Annotated in this window: 16 protein-coding genes; 6 read left to right on the top strand and 10 right to left on the bottom strand. The window is 67.8% G+C overall.

Annotation, left to right across the window (positions count from 1 at the left end):
* Nucleotides 1–4 precede the first annotated feature (4 nt).
* The 3 genes from ACSFB7_RS22030 to ACSFB7_RS22040 all read left to right on the top strand — a co-directional run bounded on the left by ACSFB7_RS22030 (nt 5) and on the right by ACSFB7_RS22040 (nt 2,707).
* Nucleotides 5–475 (top strand): hypothetical protein, encoded by a 471-nt coding sequence (locus tag ACSFB7_RS22030; RefSeq protein ID WP_435473928.1) that lies wholly within the window; start codon nt 5–7, stop codon nt 473–475.
* 82 nt (nt 476–557) lie between these two features.
* A complete protein-coding gene (locus ACSFB7_RS22035) occupies nt 558–2,186 on the top strand; it encodes a peptide chain release factor 3 (RefSeq protein ID WP_435473930.1) in 1,629 nt (542 codons plus the stop codon).
* Nucleotides 2,187–2,224: 38 nt separating this feature from the next.
* Complete coding sequence (locus ACSFB7_RS22040) at nt 2,225–2,707, top strand: hypothetical protein (RefSeq protein WP_435473932.1); 483 nt, start codon at nt 2,225–2,227, stop codon at nt 2,705–2,707.
* A gap of 29 nt (nt 2,708–2,736) precedes the next feature.
* On the opposite strand, the gene ACSFB7_RS22045 is transcribed toward ACSFB7_RS22040, so the two are convergent.
* The 3 genes from ACSFB7_RS22045 to ACSFB7_RS22055 form a co-directional block, all read right to left on the bottom strand.
* A complete protein-coding gene (locus tag ACSFB7_RS22045; RefSeq protein WP_435473934.1) occupies nt 2,737–3,540 on the bottom strand; it encodes an ABC transporter permease in 804 nt (267 codons plus the stop codon).
* A 356-nt stretch (nt 3,541–3,896) separates the two neighbouring features.
* The gene (locus ACSFB7_RS22050; RefSeq protein WP_435473936.1) at nt 3,897–4,757 is read right to left on the bottom strand and encodes an ABC transporter permease; all 861 of its coding nucleotides are present in this window, start codon (nt 4,755–4,757) and stop codon (nt 3,897–3,899) included.
* Nucleotides 4,754–5,749 carry an ABC transporter ATP-binding protein gene (locus ACSFB7_RS22055; RefSeq protein ID WP_435473937.1) on the bottom strand — a complete coding sequence of 332 codons (996 nt, stop codon included), beginning with the start codon at nt 5,747–5,749 and terminating at the stop codon, nt 4,754–4,756. Before ACSFB7_RS22055 ends, ACSFB7_RS22050 begins: the two co-directional genes overlap by 4 nt.
* Before the next feature lie 103 nt (nt 5,750–5,852).
* Between ACSFB7_RS22055 and ACSFB7_RS22060 the strand changes: the two genes are divergently transcribed.
* Nucleotides 5,853–6,689 (top strand): HAD-IIB family hydrolase, encoded by an 837-nt coding sequence (locus ACSFB7_RS22060; protein WP_435473939.1) that lies wholly within the window; start codon nt 5,853–5,855, stop codon nt 6,687–6,689.
* Here ACSFB7_RS22060 and ACSFB7_RS22065 read toward each other — a convergent pair.
* On the bottom strand, nt 6,679–7,938 hold the full coding sequence (locus ACSFB7_RS22065; protein ID WP_435473941.1) for an MFS transporter: 1,260 nt from the start codon (nt 7,936–7,938) through the stop codon (nt 6,679–6,681). The two genes, ACSFB7_RS22060 and ACSFB7_RS22065, sit on opposite strands and share 11 nt — an antisense overlap.
* A gap of 88 nt (nt 7,939–8,026) precedes the next feature.
* On the opposite strand from ACSFB7_RS22065, the gene ACSFB7_RS22070 reads away from it, so the two are divergent.
* On the top strand, nt 8,027–8,596 hold the full coding sequence (locus ACSFB7_RS22070) for a TetR/AcrR family transcriptional regulator (RefSeq protein ID WP_435473942.1): 570 nt from the start codon (nt 8,027–8,029) through the stop codon (nt 8,594–8,596).
* On the opposite strand, the gene ACSFB7_RS22075 is transcribed toward ACSFB7_RS22070, so the two are convergent.
* The 5 genes from ACSFB7_RS22075 to ACSFB7_RS22095 form a co-directional block, all read right to left on the bottom strand.
* Complete coding sequence (locus tag ACSFB7_RS22075) at nt 8,583–9,563, bottom strand: Bug family tripartite tricarboxylate transporter substrate binding protein (RefSeq protein ID WP_435473943.1); 981 nt, start codon at nt 9,561–9,563, stop codon at nt 8,583–8,585. The genes ACSFB7_RS22070 and ACSFB7_RS22075 overlap by 14 nt on opposite strands.
* A gap of 160 nt (nt 9,564–9,723) precedes the next feature.
* A complete protein-coding gene (locus ACSFB7_RS22080) occupies nt 9,724–10,764 on the bottom strand; it encodes a histone deacetylase family protein (RefSeq protein ID WP_435473945.1) in 1,041 nt (346 codons plus the stop codon).
* Nucleotides 10,765–10,795: 31 nt separating this feature from the next.
* Nucleotides 10,796–11,845 carry an ornithine cyclodeaminase gene (locus ACSFB7_RS22085; RefSeq protein ID WP_435473946.1) on the bottom strand — a complete coding sequence of 350 codons (1,050 nt, stop codon included), beginning with the start codon at nt 11,843–11,845 and terminating at the stop codon, nt 10,796–10,798.
* Between the two features lie 143 nt (nt 11,846–11,988).
* Nucleotides 11,989–13,200, bottom strand: a complete 1,212-nt coding sequence (locus ACSFB7_RS22090; protein ID WP_435473948.1) for a M20 metallopeptidase family protein — start codon at nt 13,198–13,200, stop codon at nt 11,989–11,991.
* Nucleotides 13,201–13,208: 8 nt separating this feature from the next.
* A complete protein-coding gene (locus ACSFB7_RS22095) occupies nt 13,209–14,204 on the bottom strand; it encodes a Bug family tripartite tricarboxylate transporter substrate binding protein (protein WP_435473950.1) in 996 nt (331 codons plus the stop codon).
* A 105-nt stretch (nt 14,205–14,309) separates the two neighbouring features.
* Between ACSFB7_RS22095 and ACSFB7_RS22100 the strand changes: the two genes are divergently transcribed.
* Nucleotides 14,310–15,263, top strand: coding sequence for a LysR family transcriptional regulator (locus ACSFB7_RS22100; protein WP_435473952.1), 954 nt, complete (start codon nt 14,310–14,312; stop codon nt 15,261–15,263).
* 33 nt (nt 15,264–15,296) lie between these two features.
* Here the strand turns inward: ACSFB7_RS22100 and uvrA are convergent, their stop codons facing one another.
* Nucleotides 15,297–21,263: an excinuclease ABC subunit UvrA gene (gene uvrA / locus ACSFB7_RS22105; RefSeq protein WP_435473953.1), complete on the bottom strand. Its 5,967-nt coding sequence runs from the start codon at nt 21,261–21,263 to the stop codon at nt 15,297–15,299.
* Nucleotides 21,264–21,325: the final 62 nt, after the last annotated feature.

Here is a 21,325-nt window from a genome sequence, read left to right on the forward strand (position 1 = left end):
CCTCATGCAAAAGGAGCCCCTCTACCGCAAGGTGAACACCAAAGCGAGAAACGTGCATCACGACGTCGGCGGCGACTACCGGCACGACCGAAACACGAAGGACCACGTGCACTCGGAAGCCACCCGCAGCGCAATGCACGGGAAACGGCAGCGCGGGCTCGACTACACGCCGCTGTTCCGATTCCTCCTTTCGAAAGTCGGCACGAACTGGGACGAGGTCCATCGCGAAGCCGTTGCACGCCTTGACCGGCCCGAACCGATCTTCTGGCTCGTGGCCCTGCGCGAAGAGGAGAAACAGGATGTCGTCAGGGCGGGCGAGTCCAGCTATTACAGCGGCTTGTTCGTCGATGCCGAGGGCAAGTTGCGCATCGTCAACCCGAAACTGGGCCCCGAGCAGATGACACCCAATTGCCCGTGCTGCACCCACACCTTCAACGGCGTCCGCTTCGCCGGATACCGCGCAGAAGAACGCTGAAACCGGGCACATCGCGGGGGTGCCGCAACCTCTTCCGGGGCGGCCTTCTAAAATCGCTGCATTCCCCCGCAGATTGCCCATCTTGTCTTTTGTTGCTGAAACCCGCCGCCGTCGCACCTTCGCGATCATTTCCCACCCTGACGCCGGCAAGACCACGCTGACCGAAAAGCTGCTGCTTTTCTCGGGCGCGATCCAGATCGCCGGCTCGGTGAAAGCGCGCAAGGCCTCGCGCCACGCCACGTCCGACTGGATGGAAATCGAAAAGCAGCGCGGCATTTCGGTGGCCTCGTCGGTCATGCAGATGCTGTACCGCGACCACGTCATCAACCTGCTCGACACGCCCGGCCACAAGGACTTCTCGGAAGACACCTACCGCGTGCTCACCGCCGTCGACTCGGCGTTGATGGTGATCGACGCGGCCAACGGCGTGGAAGCGCAGACGCGCCGCCTGATCGAGGTCTGCCGCCAGCGCGACACGCCCATCATCACCTTCGTCAACAAGATGGACCGGGAAGTGCGCGAGCCGCTGGACATCCTGGACGAAGTGGAGCGCGAACTCGGCATGCCCTGCGTGCCCATGACCTGGCCCGTGGGCCAGGGCAAGACTTTCCGCGGGATCATGAACCTGCGCACGCAGACGATGACGGTGTTCGAGTCGGGCAGCGAGCGGCTGCCGCATGACTTCGAGACCATCGCGCTGACCGAACGCGAAACGCTCACCAAGCGCTTCGGCGCCGATTTCGAATCCGCCATGGACAGCATGGAGCTGGCCACGGGTGCCTCGCCGACCTGGGACCGCGAAGCCTTCCTGGCCGGCAAGCAGACGCCGGTGTTCTTCGGCTCGGGCGTGAACAACTTCGGCGTGATGGAAGTGCTGGATGCGCTGGTCGACCTGGCGCCGCAACCGCAGTCGCGCACCAGCACCACGCTGGTCAACCGCCAGCCGGTGGTGAAGGAAATCCAGCCCGAGGACAAGGACTTCGCGGGCGTGGTCTTCAAGGTGCAGGCCAACATGGACGCCAACCACCGCGACCGCATCGCCTTCGTGCGCATGGCTTCGGGCAAGTACACGCCGGGCATGAAGCTGAAGGTGCAGCGCACCTCGAAAGAACTGCGCCCCACCAGCGTCGTGACCTTCATGAGCCAGCGCCGCGAAGCGGTCGAAGAGGCGTATGCAGGCGACATCGTGGGCTTTACCACCCACGGCGGCGTGCAACTGGGCGACACCATCACCGACGGCGCGAGCCTGCAGTTCACCGGCCTGCCTTTCTTCGCGCCCGAACTGTTCATGACGGTGATCCTGAAGAACCCGCTGCGCACCAAGCAGCTTCAGCAGGGCCTGGCCCAGCTCGGCGAAGAAGGCGCGATCCAGGTGTTCCGCCCCGAAGTCGGCGGCCCAATGCTGCTGGGCGCCGTCGGCCAGCTGCAGTTCGAAGTGGTGCAGCACCGCCTGAAGGCCGAGTACGACGCCGACGTGCGGCTCGAAGGCTGCCAGTACACGGGCGCGCGCTGGATCACTGCCGACACCCCGGCCGAGCTGCGCGAATTCGTCAACGCGTATCCGGTGCGCATGGCCAAGGATGCGGCCGACACGCTGGCCTTCTTGTGCACCTCGCCTTACGACGTGCGGCTGGCGCAGGAACGTTTTCCGAAGATTCATTTCCATCCGCTGCGCGAGCATGCGGGGTTGGCGCTGCAGAGCGCGGGTTGAGCATGTTGTACCTGCGTGCTGCGCTGATCGCGGCGAGCTTGCTGCTGCCGCTGCCATCCGCATGGGCACAGTCGCCCTCGAACAACGCCCGGGATTCGTCCAAGATGTCTTCGTCTTCCATCACGCCCGCACAGATTGCATCCATCGAGGCGAACGCGAAGTCTGTTCAAGACCGGCTCGGCCCGATCTCCGGCGTGGACTTCAATTTCACGCCTGAATCCGTGAAATGGCTCGACGGCTACATAGAGAGAACGCGATCCAAGATCCCTGATGCTTCGGGGATTTCGCAGGTCCTGGGCTCCTACCTGGGCGAGGCCATGCGGCGCACGTACGGCTGCACCTGGGTCGGAAGCGAAGGTCAGGTCGCCTTGCAGTGCGAGCCCGAATTCATCGTCTTCCCGTTCAACAAGGTGGCCAAGCAGTTTGCCAACGGCGGCGAAGATTCCATCTTCTCGTTCTATGAAACCGCCGGGATTCTTCTTGCCGAGCATCGCGCCAAGAAGGCCACGCCGAAGAAGTAAGTGACGTCGGCGCGCTTCGCTGCGCCGGGTCAACTCCCGGTCGAGGCGTAGCGCCGCAGCCCCAGCCGCCACACACCGAAGGCGGCGGCCAGAAACACGAAGCCCGCGAGCGGCGACACCATGCCCATCCAATCCGGCGCGCCCAACGGGTCGGCCTTGCCGAGAATGGTCAGCGCCGGGTAATAGGCCACGCAGGCCAACGGCACGACGAAGGTCAACACACGGCGAAACCAGTTCGCATACAGCGCCAGCGGATACTGCGCCGCCTGCACGCCGCCATAAGTGAGCACGTTGGCAATCTCCAGGCTCTCGACGGTCCAGAACGCCAGCGTGCCCTGCAGCACCAGGATGCCGAGGAACAACGCGATGCCGCCGGCCAGCGCGAACAGCGCCACCGCCACCGTGGCCGGTGTCCACGCGATGTTCGCCTGGTACGTGGCGAACACCATCACCCCGACGCCCTGCAGCAGCCGGCCCATGCGGCTGATGCGGAAGTCATGCCCCATCAGTTGCAGCGCGAGCGGACGCGGGCGCAGCAGCAGGCGGTCGAACGCACCCGTGCGCAGGAACTCAGTGCCGAGCACGTCGAAGCCGCGCCCCAGCGCATCGGCAATGGCGAACATGCAGTTCACCAAACCGTAGAACAGCGCCACCTCGCCGATGTGCCAGCCCTGCACGTCGCCGAAGCGATGGAACAGCGCCCAGACGGCGACCACCTCGATGCCACTGCCCAGGAACTGGCCCAGGGTCAACAGCAGCGCCGAGGCGGGATAGCGGGCCTGGCCGCCGACTGACGCCTGCACGAGACGGAAGAAGAGGGGGAGCGAGCCCATTTCAGTTGCCCTGCCTTGTGTTGTGGTGCGGGTTCTTGTGCTCGGGGGAGTTCGTTCGGGGCGAGTGCGAATGACACCAGGTGCTCCCCTCCGCGAATGTCCCCCGCTTCGCTCCTCCTTTATTTCGCTGCGGGGAACACCTGGTGCCATTCGCACATGGACACGCCGTGCGCTTGCGGCCGATCAACCAGTGCTCTGAGCGCTCGCGCCGATACGGGGCTCTTTTTCGCGAAATAAAGGAGGAGCGAAGCGGGGGACATTCGCGAAAAAGAGCACCGTGTCGACGTGAGTGTCGCCCTGAACAACCGAGCCCCAAACGAACAACGCAAAGAGCAGAAAGGCAGGAAATTCCCATCCTAGCCCCCCTGAATCTGAAGACTGCGCATCGTGCGCCCCATCGCAAACCGGCCCAACGTAACCAGCACCGCGATCCAGAAGCACTGCAACCCCAGGCCGGCCAGCGCATGCCAACCACTCAGTTGCCCGAAGTACAACCGCGCCGGAATGTCCATCAGGCCCGCCAACGGTTGAACCAACAGCGCGGTTTGCCAGCCATCAGGCATCAGCGCGAGCGGCAACAGGTTGCCCGAAAGCACGATGACCACGGGCGTTGCCACCGCATTGATGCCGCGCTCGTTCAGCGCCGCCGTGGCCGCCACGTTGAGCAGCATCACCATCGAAGTAGAAAGCAGCAGCGCGAGCAGCGCTGACAGCAGGAACGCGACGGCAGCCGTCACACTCGCAGGCAACTGCCAGGCCCAATCGCCCAGGCCCACCAACGGCAACGCGACCGCAGCGAAAGCGGCCATGAGCGCCACGCGCGGCAACAGGCGCGCCGCGATCCAGCCGGCGCTGCGCGCGAACCAGAGCGCGTAGGCGTCCACCGGACGCAGCCGGTCGTAGGCGACCGCACCAGTGCGCACGGCCTGCCCCACCTCCGGGTCGCCCAACCAGGGCATCAGCACGAGCATGCCCTGCGCCAGCCATGTGTAGGTGATGGCCTGTGCGAGCGACATCGATGAACTCGCGCCCGCAATGGCCGTCCCGCCGTAGAACGCGGCGAACACCATCACCTTGATGCCGCCCCACCAGCACTGCGTGGCAAAGCCCGCGAGCGCTGCTGTTCGGTACTGCAGCATCTGCAGGAAGCGCGAAGCAAAGGCCGCGACGTACGGGCGCACCACGTCTCGCAGACTGTGCGTGCGCGCGCTGCTCATGCCTCGGCCGCTCCGTGCATGGCGTAGAAGCGCGCGATCACAGCCTCGATGGCCATGCCTTCAAGGCGCAGGTCTTCCACCGGATGCTCTGCCGCGATGCGCGCGATCAGCGCCGGGGCCGTGGTCACCGCGGGATCGAAGTCGAGCACCAGCGTCTGGCCGTCGCGCGAATGCACCGTGGCACCGGGCACCTGCGCGGGCAGCTCCGCACCCTGCGCGAAATCGACCACCAGCCGGCGTTCGGCCATCACCTGCGCGCGCAGCGCCTCGACCGGGCTGTCGGCCAGCACGCGGCCGTGGCCGATCACGATCACGCGCCGCGCGAGCGCTTCGATGTCGTGCATGTCGTGCGTGGTCAGCAGCACGGTGGTGCCGCGCTCGCGGTTGGCGCGGCGCACGAAGTCGCGCACCGCCAGCTTCGACGGCGCATCGAGGCCGATGGTCGGTTCGTCGAGAAACAGGATGTCGGGCTCGTGCAGCAGCGCCGCCGCGATCTCGGCGCGCATGCGCTGGCCCAGCGACAGTTGCCGCACCGGCTGGTCGAGCACCCGCTCCAGGTGCAGCAGCGCGACCAGTTCATCGCGCGTGCGGCGGTAGCGCTGCGGATCGACGCGGTAGATGTCGCGCAGCAGATCGAAGCCGTCGCCCACCGGCAGGTCCCACCACAGTTGCGTGCGCTGGCCGAACACCACGCCGATGCGCGCCACGTGCCGCTCGCGGTCCTTGAACGGGTCGTGGCCGTCGATTTCCACGCGTCCGCCGTCGGGCCGCAGGATGCCCGCGAGGATCTTGATGGTGGTGGACTTGCCCGCGCCGTTCGGCCCGATGAAGCCCAGCAGCTCGCCACGTTCGAGCGCAAAGGACACGCCCGACAGCGCCTCCACCGTGCGATGGCGGCGGTGCACGAGCCCGCGCAGCGCGCCCATCACGCCCGGGTCGCGCTCGGAGATGCGATAGGTCTTGAGGAGTTGGTCGACGAGGATGTGAGACATGGAAGGCGCCGCGCCGGGCTTGAATGCGCGGCGGGGGCGGGATGCTACACGAAACGACAAAAGCCACCCGGTACGATCACGGCCCCTTCAGAGATTCCTTGCCATGCCCGCGTCGTCCCCCCCGCCCTCCTCGCCAAACCACCTGCTGCCGCTGACCCGATGGGCCGCGCCGGCACGCAGCGCGCTCGTCGGCGTGTTCACCGACATCGACGACACGCTGACCACAGACGGCGCCATCACGCCCGATGCGCTGCAGGCACTGGGCGACCTGAAGGCGGCGGGCCTGGCGGTCGTGGCCATCACGGGCCGGCCTGTCGGCTGGAGCCTGCCGTTCGTGACCACGTGGCCGGTCGATGCGATCGTGGCGGAAAACGGCGCGGTGGCGTTGCTGCCCACGGCCGATGGCCAGGTCGAGAAGCGCTACCAGCAGGACGCCGCCACGCGCGCCACCCACTTCGCGCGCATGCAGGCCGTGCTGGCGCGCATCGAGCGCGAAGTTCCCGGCGCCGGTCGCGCCACCGACTCGCCCGGCCGCGAGACCGACATCGCCATCGACCACAGCGAGTTCGTGCAACTGAGCGATGAAACCATCGCGCAGGTCGTGGCGCTGATGCGCAGCGAAGGCATGCACGCGACGGTGAGCAGCATCCACATCAACGGCTGGTACGGCGACAACGACAAGCTCGAAGGCGCGCGCTGGATCGTGCGCGAACTGTGGGGCCGCACGCTCGACGACGAGATGGACCGCTGGGCCTACGTGGGCGATTCCACCAACGACCAGCTCATGTTCCACACCTTCGCCAGCAGCATCGGCGTGGCGAACGTCGCGCGCTTCGTGCCGCAACTGGCGCACCTGCCGCGCTACCTGACGCAGGGCGAGCGCGGCGCAGGCTTTGCCGAAGCGGCGCGCGCGATTCTCTCGGCCCGCCCTACCCCTTGACCGGCCGGCGATTGCGCCGCAGCACGGCCCACTGGCTCCACGCGCCCGCAACGGCGATCACGATCAGCACGGCCGCATAGCCTTCCACCGTCGCCAGCAGGCCCAGCGGCTTGACCAGAAAGCCCGCCAGCATCGCGGGCAGGCTGAACGCGAGATAGCTCACCACGAAGATCGCGGCGAACAGCTCGCCGCGTTCATGCGATTGCGCCAATGGCGCGAGCGTTTGCACCAGCGCGGAGAACGCACCGCCGAAGCCGATGCCCGCCACCGCGGTGCCGATGAAGAACAGCGCCAGCGAGCGCGTGGCAAGCGACGCCAGCAACAGCGCAACGCCCAGCGCGATGCTCGCCATGCCGACGATGGCCGGCCGGGGCGCGGCAAAGCGACCGAGCAGCGTGGGCGCGATGGCGCCCATGCCCGAGAGCACCGCCACCGTCAGGCCGTTGACCACGCCGTTGTCGACACCGAACACATGCAGCATCAGCGACGGCGCAAGGGAAAGGTACAGCCCGCCGAGCGCCCACACCACGACGAACACCGGCAGCCCGCGCGCGAACTCGGCGCGGGCCTGCACGGGAATCGACACGCGCGGCACCAGCGAGGCCAGCGCGCCAGCGCGCGGCGTGACGGTCTCCGGCATCCACAACACCACCACCGCGCCGATGGCGAACACGACCGCCAGCACGCCGAACACCAGCATCACCGGCTGGCCCGTGAGCTTGACGGCCATGCCCGTCAGCAGCGCACCGACAGCGAGCCCGGCCAGCGGCGACACGCTGGTGATCAGCGCGCCCAGCCGCTTGCGCGAGGCCGGTGCGGCTTCGACCACGGCCGCGCTCAACGCGCCGCTCGCGACGCCCGTGGCAATGCCCTGCACGACGCGCGCGACGATCAGTCCGCCAATGCCGTGTGCCCACAGGAAGAGCCCCATCGCCACCGCCTGCAGCGCCAGCGCGGCCAGCACCACCGGCCGGCGGCCGATGTGGTCCGACAGCGAGCCCGCCACCAGCAGCGAGATCAGCAGCGCAATCGCATAGATCGCGAAGGCCACCGTGAGCATCGACGACGAGAAGCCCCAGGCGTGCTGGAACACCACGAACAACGGCGACGGCGCAGCGGCCGCGAAGAAGAAGGCGAACAGCACCGCGGCCAGCAACGGAAAAGCCACGCCGGCCGGCAGGCGCCAGGGCTTGGAGCGGGCGGCAACGGCGGCTGTGGCAACGGCCAGTTCGGGGCAGGTGGACGGCATGGCAGATCCTTAACGCAATTTTTTTAGCTTTTGCGATTCTAGACCTGCATCTCTTCTAAAGCAAATATCTTTGCGTTAAAGTCCAGACATGAACGACCTCGCCCTTCCCAACAAGCGCCCTGGCGGCCGCAGCGCACAGGTGCAGACGCTGGTGCGCACGGCCCTCGAAGAGCTGGTGGCCGAACAGGGGCGCGAGCGCGTCACCGTGCCGGCCGTGGCCGAGCGCGCGGGCGTCAGCGCGTCCAGCATCTACCGGCGCTGGGGCGATCTGGCGGGGCTGCTGGCCGAGACGGCCACGCACAAGCTGGACCCGAACCGGCCGCTGCCCGACACCGGCGCGCTGCGCAAGGACCTGGAAGCCTGGGCACGCGAACTCATCGTGCACCTCTCGCTCCCGTGCAATACCTCGCTGCTGAAAGCCGCGGCCGCGCTGGCCAACGGCGGCTCGGACACCGACTGCCTGCGCAACCGCCGCAAGGAAGCGCTCGCGCTGGTCGAGCAGGCGCGCGCTCGCGGAGAACGCACGCCGGAGCCGCAACAGGTGATCGACCACCTGATCGCGCCCATCATTTTTCGCCTGGTGTTTGGGGGCGATCCGGTGAAGCCGGTGTTGGCGGGGCGGCTGGTGGGCGAGCTGTTTGCGATCAGTTCGTCTTGACTTCCTTCGCCAGCCCCAGCTTCTCGATCACCACCTTCTCCCGCACCACCGTGTCCTGCGCAAACTTGGTGTACGTCGCCGAACTCATGTAGTTCGGCAGCATGTCGTAGCGCCCGAGCGACGCCACGTAGCTCGGCTCTTCCATCGCCTGCTTGAAGGCGTCGTGCAGCTTCTTCACCACCTCGGGCGGCGTGCCCTTGGGGGCGCCGATGCCGAAAGGCGAGTTCTGCACCACGTCGTAGCCCAGCTCTTTCAGCGTGGGCGCGTCGGGGAACTTGGCCAGGCGCTTGTCGCCCCAGGTGTTCAGCACGCGCAGCTTGCCGGCCTCGACCTGCGGCGCGAAGCCGGTGCTGTCTGCGGCGGCCATCAACTGGCCGCTGACCACCGCGAGCATCAGGTCGGCGCTGCCCTTGTAGGGCACGTGCTGCAGCTCGATGCCGGCCTTCTGCGCGACGATCTCGGTCGTCAGGTGCGGGCTGGTCAGGTTGCCGGTGGAGCCGTAGGTGAGCTTGCCGGGGTTGGCCTTGGCGTAGGCGACGAAGTCGGCCCAGGTCTTGAACGGGCTGTTGGCCGGCACCACGATGCCGAAGGCGTAGCCCGTCACGTTCAGCACGTAGGTGATGTCCTTGAGCGGGTCCCAGTTGATCTTGGTGGTGTAGCCCAGGCGGAACACGCCGAGCGGAATCTGCGCGACGGTGTAGCCGTCGGGCTGCGAGGTCTGCAGCGCCTGTGCGGGCAGCGTGCCGCCGGCGCCGGGCTTGTTGTCGATGATGACGGGCTGGCCGAGGATCTTGCTGGCGTTGTCGGCAAGCTGGCGCATCGTGATGTCGGTCGGGCCGCCCGCGGGGAAGGCAATGACCAGCTTGATGGGCTTGGCGGGGAAAGCCTGCGCAAAGGCCGCCAGCGGAGAAACGAGGCCGCACGCGACGAGCGTGGCGGCACGAAGGAATGATGAGCGGCGGAGCATGGCTGACTGGATCCTGACTTTGGAAAGCGCCGATTGGGCCTTGCCCGCTGGGCGAAGGCAATCGGGGCTCCCCTGATTTCCTGGGGAAATCAGGGCCATTCGGGCCGCCGGAGTCGCCAGTGCGTCAGCGCAGGCCCCGCCATCGTGCCGCTCTGTCTATCTACGCCTGCGCGAAACCTTCGAGCACGTTGACCGCGTTGATGCCGACTTCTTCCACCGCGTAGCCGCCCTCGAACACGAACACCGTCGGCAAGCCGGCGCGCGCCAGGTCTTCGCCCATGCGCAGGTAGTCGTCGCTCTTGAGCTTGAAGCCGGAGATCGGGTCGCCCTCGAAGGTGTCGACGCCGAGCGAGACCACGAGCGCGGCCGCCTTCACCGCAGCGATGCCGTCGAGCGCCGTTTTCAGCGCCGCGCGCCAGGCCGTGAAATCGGTGCCGCGTGGCAACGGCAGGTTGTGGTTGAAGCCTTCGCCTTTTCCGGCACCGCGCTCGTCGGCATGGCCGAGGTAGTACGGGTAGTCGGTCAGCGGATCGCCATGCAGGCTGGCGAAGTGCACGTCGCTGCGCTCGTAGAAGATGGCCTGCGTGCCGTTGCCGTGGTGGTAGTCCACATCGACCACGGCAACGCGTTCCACGCCCGCGTCGCGCAGCGCCTGCGCCGCGACGGCGGCGTTGTTGATGAAGCAGTAGCCGCCGAAGAAATCAACGCCCGCGTGGTGGCCCGGTGGCCGCGTGAGCGCGAAGGCCGAGCGTTCGCCGCCGATGACGCGTTGCGCCGCCGTCCATGCGCAAGCGGCGCCGTGCCGCGCGGCGGCCCAACTGCCCGCCATCAGCGGCGTGCCCGCATCGAACGAGAACAAGCCCATGCGCGCCGGAAAGCTCCTGGGCAGCACGTCGGTGCGCATGCCGCGCGTGGGCCAGTACGACGGCAGCACATCGCGCGTCGCGTTGGCCGGATCGAGCGCCACCCACTCTTCCCACGCATGCGCAATGAAGTCCAGGTAGCGCGGCGCATGCACCTTGGCGAGCAAGGCTTCATCGAAGACATCGGGCAGTTGCAGCGCGCCGAGCCTGCGGCGCTCCAGCTCCTGCCTCACATGGTCGACGCGCGCGGGCACCTCGAAGCACGGCACGAGTTCGCCGCGGAACATCTCGACTTTGCCCTGGTGAAGCGAATGCTGGTCGTTGTAGATGGTGAGCATGAAAGGAATGCGTGATCGACGAAGCCGCCGATCATGCCGCACGCCGCAGCACCGCCCGGCGCCGGCCTGAGGCCGTGAGGCCGAACAGGTCCTTCGGGTCGTCCAGCTCGGGCACCAGCGCGATCTGCTGGCCGATGCCGCGTTCGCTGGCAATCCGCTGGATGTAGCGCAGCGCGGTGTAGTCCTCCAGCGCGAAGCCGACCGAATCGAACAGCGTGACCTGCCCCGCGCTCTCGCGGCCCGGCACTTCGCCGAGCAGCACGCGCCACAGTTCGTGCACCGGAAAGTCGGCGGGCAATTGCTGGATCTCGCCCTCCACGCGGGTCTGCGGCTCGTACTCGACGAACACGCGCGACCGGCGCAGCACGTCGGGATGCAGTTCGGTCTTGCCCGGCGAGTCGCCGCCCACCGCGTTGATGTGCATGCCCGGCTCGATCATGTCGGGCGTGAGCACCGTCGCACGGCCCTGGTAGGCGGTGATGGTGGTCACGATGTCGGCGCCGCGCACGGCATCCGCCACGGAACGCGCGCGCACGATCTCCATCGGCGTGCAGGCCGACAGGTGGCGCACCAGCTTGTCGGTGGCATGCGGGTCGGTGTCGAACACGCGCACCTCCTCGATGCCCAGCAGCGCATGGAAGGCCAGCGCCTGGAACTCGCTCTGCGAGCCGTTGCCGATCAGCGCCAGGCTGCGCGAATCGGGCCGTGCCAGCGCCTGCGCCGCCATGGCCGAGGTGGCGGCGGTGCGCAAGGCGGTGGTGAGCGTGAGTTCGGACAGCAGCACGGGGTAGCCCGTGTCGACCTCGGCCAGCACGCCGAAGGCCATGACGGTAGGCAGCCCGACCTGTGTGTTGTGGGGGTGCCCGTTGACGTACTTGAAGGCGTAGGCGCCGTCGTCGGCCACCGGCATCAGCTCGATCACGCCCAGGTGCGAATGGCTGGCCACGCGCGCCTTCTTGTCGAACTCGCGCCAGCGCAAGAAGTCGTCGCGCAGGGCGTCGGCCAGGGCCTCGAGGAATTGGGGAACGCCGGTCTCGTCCACCAGGCGGACCAGGCTGTGAACATCGATGAAGCGGGTCATGGCATGGCTCCTTGCGTAGCCCCGACACGGCGCTTCATCCCCTCACATGTTCACTCCACCATGGCTGATTCAGGATGCGCCTGCGCCAAGGGTTCGAGCCATTGTGCGCCCGTTTCAAAACCCTTGCGAGACCCTCGAAAGGCCTATGCGTTCAGGTGGAAGGGCGCGTTGGCAAACAGTTGCACGCCATGCAGCAGCGCGTCTTCGTCGAAGTCGAAATGCGGATGGTGATGCGGATGCACGATGCCCTTGGCACCGCTGCGCGCGCCCACGAAGACGTACGCGCCCGGCGCATGCTTCAGGAAGGCGCTGAAGTCCTCGCTGTTGGGCAACGGCTTGATCGCGTGGAGCGCCGCCGTGGCAATGCCTTGCTGCACCACCGTGCGCATGCGCTCGGCCACCGCCGCGTCGTTGACCACCGGGCTGTAGCCGCGGATGTATTCGAGCGTGCACTGCGCGCCATGCGCCGCCGCCACGCCGTTGGCGATGCGCTCCACCAGCGCCGGCACCTGCTCGCGCACCTGCTCGCTGAAGCAGCGCACCGAGCCCCAGAGTTCGACCGCGTCGGGAATCACGTTGAAGGCGCTGCCGCCGTCGAAACGCGTGACCGAGAGAATCACCGCCTCGTGCGGATCGGTGTTGCGCGAGACGATCGACTGCAGGTTGCAGACGATCTGCGCGCCGATCATGATCGGATCGATGCAGCGGTCGGGGTTGGCCGCATGGCCGCCACGGCCGTGCAGGCGCAGCACGAAGCGGTCGGAGCTGGCCAGCGCCGGGCCGTCGAGCACGGCGATGTGGCCGGTGTCGAGCGTCGACATCACATGGGCCGAGATGACCTGGTCGACGCCCTGCATCACGCCCGCGTCCACCATCTGCTGGGCGCCGCCGGGGTGCTGCTCTTCAGCGTGCTGGAAGAAGAAGCGCACCTCGCCCGGCACCTGCGCGCGCAGGCCGGCCAGGATGCGGGCAGCGCCGAGCAGCATGGCCGCGTGGCCGTCGTGGCCGCAGGCGTGCATGACGTTGGCGTTGCACGAGGCGTAGTCGCAGCTTTTCTGGTCCTGCAGCGGCAGCGCATCGATGTCCGCGCGCATGGCGAGCGTGCGCCCTGCCCGGCCGCCGACCAGGCGCGCCACCAGGCTCGTCGGCGTGGGGCGCGTCACCTCCAGCCCCTCGATGGCCGCGAGTTCGCGTTCCAGGAAGTTGGCGGTGTCCACCTCCTTGAACGACAGCTCCGGATGCCGGTGCAGATGGCGCCGCATGGCGACAACTTCGGCATGCTGGCGCTGCGATTGCGCGTCGACGGTTTCTGCAATGCTGGCGTGGGACATGTTCGTTTCTTTGGTTGCGGTCATGGCGGTGCTCATTCGGGGCTGATGCCGGCGGCTTGCACGATGCGGCGGTTGCGCGCCAGCCCGCTTTCGATCTGCGCGCGGAAGGCTTCGGGCGAACCGCCGACGGCCTCCACGCCCAGCTCCTTCATGCGCGCCAGCAGCGTCGGGTCGCGCAGCGCCGCAACGGCCGCGTCGTGCAGCTTCTTCTGGATGGCGGGCGACGTCTTCGCGGGCGCCACGAGGCCGAACCAGGTCATGGCGAGTTCGTTGAGGTCGGGCTGGCCCAGCTCCTTGAGCGTGGGCACCGAAGGCAGCGCGTCCAGCCGCCGCTGCGCGCCCACGGCGAAGGGCAGCAGCTTGCCGCTTTTGATGTACGAGGCCGACGAGGGGTACTGGTCGCTGGAAACCTGGGTCTCGCCCGCGAGCGCCGCCGTCAGCGCGGGGCCCATGCCACGGTAGGGAATGTGGCGCAGCTTGAATTTGAGGTCGGCGTTCATCGCCTCGATCAGCAGGTGGCTGATCGAGCCCGGACCCGACGAGCCCATGTTGTAGTTGTCGGGCTTGGCGCGCACCTCGGCCACGACCTGCTGGAAGCTGCGCCCCGGAAACGACGGATGCACCATGAACACCGACGGCACGGTGGCCAGCACGGTGATCGGCGCCAGGTCCTTGAGCGGATCGACGCGATTCGCCTTGAGCATGACCGGGTTCACCGTCAGCGTGCTCACGGTGCCGATGCCGATGGTGTAGCCGTCGGCATCCGCGCGGCTCACGGCTTCGGAGCCGATCATGCCGCCGCCACCGGCGCGGTTGTCCACGATCACCGGCTGCCCCAGCGTGGCCTGCATCCTGTCGGCCACGAGACGGGCCACGAGGTCGGTGGAACCACCGGGCGCAAACGGAACGACCAGCTTGATCGGGCGTTGCGGGTAGCCGTCCTGCGCGAAGACCGGCGCTGCGGCCGAGAACGCGAGAAGACCCAGGAGGGATGAAAAGGCCGCAAGCCGACGTCGTGAAAACTGCATGGCGTTTCTCTGTGGGAGCGAAAAGTGGGTCGGATTATGTTGACGCCATCGATCGGTTTCCAATAGATTCATCGCCATAGCCATAAGCAAAATCAATACCCCTTGATGCCCTCGGTCACGCCCGCTTCGTCTGTTCTCTACGCCCGCCTGCTTGCCAAGGGGCGCCTGCGGCACCTGCAACTGCTGGTGTCGGTTGCCGATTCGGGCGGCGTCCGGCGCGCGGCCGAGCAGATCGGCATGAGCCAGCCGGCGGCGACGCAGGCGCTCGGCGACATCGAGGAACTGCTCGGCACACCGCTCTTCGAGCGCCACGTGCGCGGCATGCGGCTCACGGCCGCGGGACGCGCCGTGGTCCCCATGGCCCGCAACACGCTGAGTGCCCTGCGCGCCTCCGCCGACACCGTGCATGCGCTGCAGGCGGGCGCGAGCGGCGTGCTGCGCGTGGGCGCCATTCCTGCCGCCGCATCGGGCCTGCTGTGCCGCATGCTGCCCGCGTTCGGCGCACGCCATCCGGGCCTGCGCATCGAAGTGCTGGAGGCGCCCGGCGAGCAGTTGCAGGCCGACGTGATGTCCGGTCGCGTCGACCTGGCGCTGTGCCGGCGGCCGGCTGAAACGCCCGCGCCCCTGGTGTTCGAGCCGCTCGCGCCGGACGTGCCCTGGATCGTCGCTGGCCGGCGCCATCCCCTGGCGCGCAAGCCACGGCCCACGCTCGACGACCTGCGCGCCGCGCGCTGGACGCTGCCGGTTCAGGGACTGGGCGTGCGCGATGTCTTCGATGCGCTGTTCGATCCCGGCGCACCCGCGCCCGCGCTGCATCCGATCTCGACCACCTCGCTTCCGCTGGTGCTGGAGATCCTGCGCCGTGAGCGCGTGCTGTCGCTGATACCGCGCAGCCTGATCGAGCCCTTCGTGCAATGGGGGCTGATCGCACGCGTGGCGTTCGAGCTGCACAGCGAGTTCGAGGGCATCGGCGTGCTGCGGGGCCCGCAGAGCGACAGCCAGGCTGTGGTGGCCTGTCTCGAAGCGCTGCGCGAGGCGGCGCAGGCGCCCATCGCCTGAACCGCCCGCGCGCCCCTCTTCAAGACCGGCAGGTCAGCGCGCCAGCACCGGCGCCAAGGCCACGCCGGTGTGCGTGCCCAGCCGCACCACTTCTTCAGGCGGTGCCGCCGCCACGATGCGCCCGCCGGCGTTGCCGCCTTCGGGCCCGAGATCGATGATCCAGTCGGCCTCGGCGATCACGTCGAGGTCGTGCTCGATCACGACCACGCTGTGGCCGCCGTTCACCAGCCGGTGCAGCACGTGGATCAGCTTCTCGACGTCGGCCATGTGCAGGCCCACGGTCGGCTCGTCGAGCACGTAGAGCGTGTGCGGCGCCTTCTGACCACGGCGCGTGATGTCGTCGCGCACCTTGCTGAGTTCGGTCACCAGCTTGATGCGCTGCGCCTCGCCGCCCGACAGCGTGGGCGAGGGTTGGCCGAGCGTGAGGTAGCCCAGCCCCACGTCTTTCAGCAACTGCAGCGGATGGCTGATGTTGGGCATGGCCGCAAAGAACTCGACCGCTTCGTCCACTTCCATCTTCAGCACGTCGCCGATGCTCTTGCCGCGCCAGCTCACGGCCAGCGTCTCGGGGTTGAAGCGCGCGCCGTGGCAGACCTCGCAGGGCACCTTCACGTCGGGCAAAAAGCTCATCTCGATGGTGCGCACGCCTGCGCCGTCGCAGCCCGGGCAGCGGCCTTCGCCGGTGTTGAAGCTGAAGCGCGCCGGGCCGTAGCCGCGCGCCTTGGCTTCGAGCGTGTCGGCAAAGAGCTTGCGGATGGTGTCCCAGAAGCCGATGTAGGTGGCGGGGCAACTGCGCGGCGTCTTGCCGATGGGGGTCTGGTCGACTTCGAGCACGCGGTCGATGGCTTCATAGCCATCGACGCTGCTGCAGCCGGCCCAGGCCGGGCGCTTGCCGGCGGCATCGGCATCGCGGCCGGCCTTGGTCATGCGCTGCACGACGATGGCCTGCACGTTGGCCAGCAGCACGTCGCGCGCGAGCGTGGACTTGCCAGAGCCGCTGACGCCGGTGACCACCACGAGGCGGTGCAGCGGGAGCACGGCGGTGATGTCCTGCAGGTTGTGCAGGTCGGCGCCGTGCACGGTGAGCCATGCGTTGGCCTCGTCGTCCCCTTGACTTGCTCCCTCCCCCGCTGGGGGAGGGTTGGGGTGGGGGCTCGCGGCGTTCGGGCGTCCGGCGGCCTTCTTGGAGGCCGTCGTGCCCCCACCCCTGCCCTCCCCCAGAGGGGGAGGGAGAGAAACCAGACGCCGCGTCTGCAATGGGTGCCTGATCGCATCGCGCAAGTAACGCCCTGTCTGTGACTCGCCCGCCTTCTCGATGTCCGCCACCGAGCCCTCAGCCACCAGCCGCCCACCGCGCTTGCCCGCGCTCGGGCCGATGTCGATGATGTGATCGGCACGCCGGATCGTGTCTTCGTCGTGCTCCACCACCACCAGCGTATTGCCCTTCTCGCCGAGCTTGTGCAGCGCGTTCAGCAGGATCTGGTTGTCGCGCGCATGCAGGCCGATGGTCGGCTCGTCGAGCACATAGCACACGCCCTGCAGGTTGCTGCCGAGCTGCGCCGCCAGCCGGATGCGCTGGGCCTCGCCGCCGCTCAGCGTGGGCGCGCCACGGTCGAGCGTGAGATACCCCAGGCCCACCTCTTCGAGGAATTCGAGGCGGCTCTTGATTTCCGGCACCAGGTCGCGCGCGATCTCCGCCTCGCGGCCCTTGAGCGCCAGACCTTCGAACCACTGGCGCACCTCGGTCACGCTCATGCGCGCCAGCTCGGTGATGCCGATGCCGCCCGAGCCATCGGCCAGCGAGGCGCCGAAGCTCACCGCGCGTGCGGTGGCGTTCAGGCGCGTGCCCTGGCAGGTCGGGCAAGCGGTGTCGGCCAGGTCTTCGACCTCGGGCTCGGCGAAGGTCTGTTCGCGGCCCTTGTTGTCCTCGTCGCGGATGGAGTCGTCGAAGACCTTGCGCTGGTCCTTGCTGAGCTTGACGCCGGTGCCCACGCAGTCGGGGCACCAGCCGTGCTTGCTGTTGTAGCTGAACAGGCGCGGGTCGAGCTCGGCATAACTGGTGCTGCAGACCGGGCAGGCGCGCAGCGTGGAGAACACGTCGACGCGGCCGATGCCTGCGGCCGACACGCCGGCCATCATCGCGGCGCGCAGGCCGTCGAGATCGCTCAGCACATGCACCACGCCCTTGCCGTGTTCGAGCGCCCGGGTCAGCGCCTCGCGCAGTTCGTTCTCTTTCGAGGGCAGCACGTCGAGGCTGGCCACGGGCAGCTCGATGCTGTGTTCCTTGAAGCGGTCGATGCGCGGGAAGCCGGTGGTCGGCAGGAAATCGCCGTCCACGCGCAGGTGCGTGAAGCCGCGCGGCCGTGCCCAGTCGGCCAGCTCGGTGTACACGCCCTTGCGGTTGCTCACCAGTGGCGCGAGCAAGCCGATGTGCTGGCCCTTGAAGTTGCGCATCAACTGCGCCGCGATGCTGTCGGGCGTCTGCGGCTGCACGGCCGCGCCGTCGTGAATGCAATGCTGGATACCCAGCTTCACGTACAGCAGGCGCAGGAAGTGCCACACCTCGGTGGTGGTGCCCACCGTGCTCTTGCGGCCGCCGCGCGACAGGCGCTGTTCGATCGCCACGGTCGGCGGAATGCCGTAGACCGCGTCGACTTCGGGCCGGCCGGCCGGCTGCACGATGCTGCGCGCATAGGCGTTGAGCGATTCGAGATACCGGCGCTGGCCTTCGTTGAAAAGGATGTCGAAGGCCAGCGTCGACTTGCCCGATCCGCTGACGCCGGTGACCACGCTGAACTTGCCGCGCGGGATGTTCACGCTCAGGTTCTTCAGGTTGTGCTCGCGCGCGTTCACGATCTCGATGGCCGTGCCGCCGGGTGCCGTCTTGGCGTTGGCGATGTAGCGCCGTGCCGCGCGCTCGGCCACCTTGTAGGCCTCGGGACCGATGGCGAGTTCGTAGTCGGCCAGCGCCGCGCCGGTGAGCGATGCACGGTTCTCGCGCAGTTGCTCGGGCGTGCCTTCGGCCACCACCAGGCCACCGCCCTCGCCGCCTTCGGGGCCGAGGTCGATGCACCAGTCGCTGGCGCGGATCACGTCGAGGTTGTGCTCGATCACCACCAGCGAATGGCCCGCGTCGAGCAGCTTGCGCAGCGCGCGCATCAGGCGCGCGATGTCGTCGAAGTGCAGGCCGGTGGTCGGTTCGTCGAACAGGAACAGCGTGCCCTTGCGCGCGAGCGATTGCTTGCTTGACGTCGCGCTCTTCACCGCTTCCGCAAGAAAGCCCGCGAGCTTCAGGCGCTGCGCCTCGCCGCCGCTCAGCGTGGGCACGGGCTGGCCGAGCTTGACGTAGTCCAGGCCCACGTCGGAGATCGGCTGCAGCACGCGCAGCACGTCGCGGTCGGCATCGAACACGGCGGCCGCTTCGGCCACGGTGAGGTCGAGCACGTCGGCCACGTTGTAGGTCTTGCCCTTGCGCTCCACGCGCACTTCGAGGATTTCGGGGCGGTAGCGCTTGCCGTCGCAATCAGGGCAGCGCAGGTACACGTCGGACAGGAACTGCATCTCGACATGCTCGAAGCCCGAGCCGCCGCAGGTCGGGCAGCGCCCGTCGCCGGAGTTGAAGCTGAACTTGCTCGCGGTGTAGCCGCGCTGGCGCGAGAGCGCGGCGGTGGCGAAGATTTCGCGGATGGCATCCCACGCGCCCACGTAGCTCGCAGGGTTGGAGCGCGCGGTCTTGCCGATGGGCGACTGGTCGACGAAGACCACGTCACCCAGGTGATCGGCGCCGAGCATGCGGTCGTGCGCGCCCGGCGTTTCCGTGGCCTTGCCGAAGTGGCGCATGAGTGCGGGCGCCAGCACGTCCTGAATGAGGGTGGACTTGCCCGAGCCGCTCACGCCGGTCACGCACACGAGGCGCGCAAGCGGAAACTCGACGGTGATGTTCTGCAGGTTGTGCTCGCGCACGCCTTCCAGGATGAGCCGGTGCGTGTTCTCGCTCACCAGCCGCTTGAAGCCCATGCCGATCTTCTTGCGCCCGCCCAGGTACTGGCCGGTGAGCGTGTCTGCATCGCGCAGCAGGTCGGTGGTGCCGTCGAACACGATCTGCCCGCCGCGAATGCCGGGGCCGGGGCCCATGTCGATCACGCGGTCGGCCGCGAGCATGACGGCCGGGTCGTGCTCGACCACCACCAGCGTGTTGCCCGCATCACGCAGGCGCAGCATGGCCTCAGTGATGCGGTTCATGTCGCGCGGATGCAGGCCGATGCTGGGCTCGTCCAGCACAAACAGCGTGTTGACGAGCGAGGTGCCCAGCGCGGTCGTGAGGTTGATGCGCTGCACTTCGCCGCCACTCAGCGTGCGGCTCTGGCGGTCGAGCGTGAGGTAGCCGATGCCGACGTCGTGCAGATAACGCAGCCGGGTGGTGATTTCTTCAAACAGCAGCTTGAGCGCCTGCGCCTCCCCTTGCCTTGCTCCTTCCCCTTCCGGGGGAAGGTTGGGATGGGGGCTCGCGGCCTCATTCGAGGCAGCCGGGCTTGCAAGCGCCGCATGCCCCCTCCCCTGCCCTCCCCCAGCGGGGGAGGGAGCCATTCCCTGACCCATTCGATCGAAGAACCGCCGCAGCCGCTCAATGGGCAACAGCATCAGGTCATGCAGGCACAACCCCGGCAGCGCCTCAAGCTGCGCGCGCGTCCACTTCGTCCCGGTCGGCATGAACCGCTTCTCGGGCGGCAGCACCGCATCCGCGTCTTCCTTGCTGCCGATGCGCCAGATCAGGCTGTCGAGCTTCAGGCGCGCGCCACTGCAGGTCGGGCACTGCGTGTAGCTGCGGTACTTCGACAAGAGCACGCGGATGTGCATCTTGTAGGCCTTGCTTTCCAAGTAGGCGAAGAAGCGCCGCACGCCGTACCACTGCTTGTTCCAGTTGCCTTCCTTGTAGTTGGGCGTGCCCTCGATCACCCAGTGCTTCTGCTCCTCGGTGAGCTTGTTCCAGGGCGTGTCGCGCGGAATGCCTGCCGCTTCGGCGTGGCGCATCAGGTCGTCCTGTGCTTCCTTCCACGCGGGCGTCTGGATGGTCTTGATCGCGCCGGCGCGCAGCGTGAGCTTGTCGTTCGGAATCACGAGGCCCAGGTCGACGCCGATCACGCGGCCGAAGCCGCGGCAGGTGTCGCAGGCGCCGACGGCCGAGTTGAACGAGAACATCGACGGGATCGGGTCGGTGTAGCGGATGTCGCTCTCGGGGCAATGCAGCCCGGTCGAGAACTTCCACACATCCGGCGGCGTAGCCTCGTCGGCCGCGAGCGCATGCACGGTGACACGGCCGCTGCCGCGCTTGAGCGCTACCTCGATGGCCTCGACCACGCGGGCCCGCTCGCCGCTCGACACGCGAAAGCGGTCGGCCACCACGTCGAGCACCTTGCGCGGCCCGGTGGGCGTGGCCACTTCGCGCTCGGACTGCACGCGCGTGAAGCCGCTGGCCGACAGCCATTGCGTGACTTCGTCGGCCGTGGTGCTGGCCGGCAGCTCGACCGGGAACGTGACCACCAGCCGCGGATCGCCCGCCGCGGCCGCGCGCTCGACGATCTGCGCATAGATGCTGTCGGGCGAATCGTGGCGCACCGGCAGCGCGGTCTCGCGGTCGAACAGGTTGGCTGCGCGCGCAAACAGCAGCTTCAGGTGGTCGTTCAGCTCGGTCATCGTGCCGACCGTGGAGCGCGAGGAGCGCACCGGGTTGGTCTGGTCGATGGCGATGGCGGGCGGCACGCCTTCCACCTTGTCGACGGCCGGCTTGTCCATGCGGTCCAGGAACTGGCGCGCATAGGCGGAGAAGGTCTCCACATAGCGCCGCTGGCCTTCGGCATAGAGGGTGTCGAACACGAGACTCGACTTGCCCGAGCCGCTGGGCCCGGTGACCACGGTCATCTCGCCGGTGCGGATGTCGAGGTCGAGGTTCTGGAGGTTGTGCTGGCGCGCGCCGCGAATCCGGATGGAGCCCTGTGTCATGAATGCCTTGGGGGGTGGGGCAAACATTCTAGGGAGTGGTTCATGACGTGTTCGCGCACTGC

The sequence above is a fragment of the Variovorax raffinosi genome, from assembly GCF_051216615.1.
Taxonomy (GTDB): domain Bacteria; phylum Pseudomonadota; class Gammaproteobacteria; order Burkholderiales; family Burkholderiaceae_C; genus Variovorax.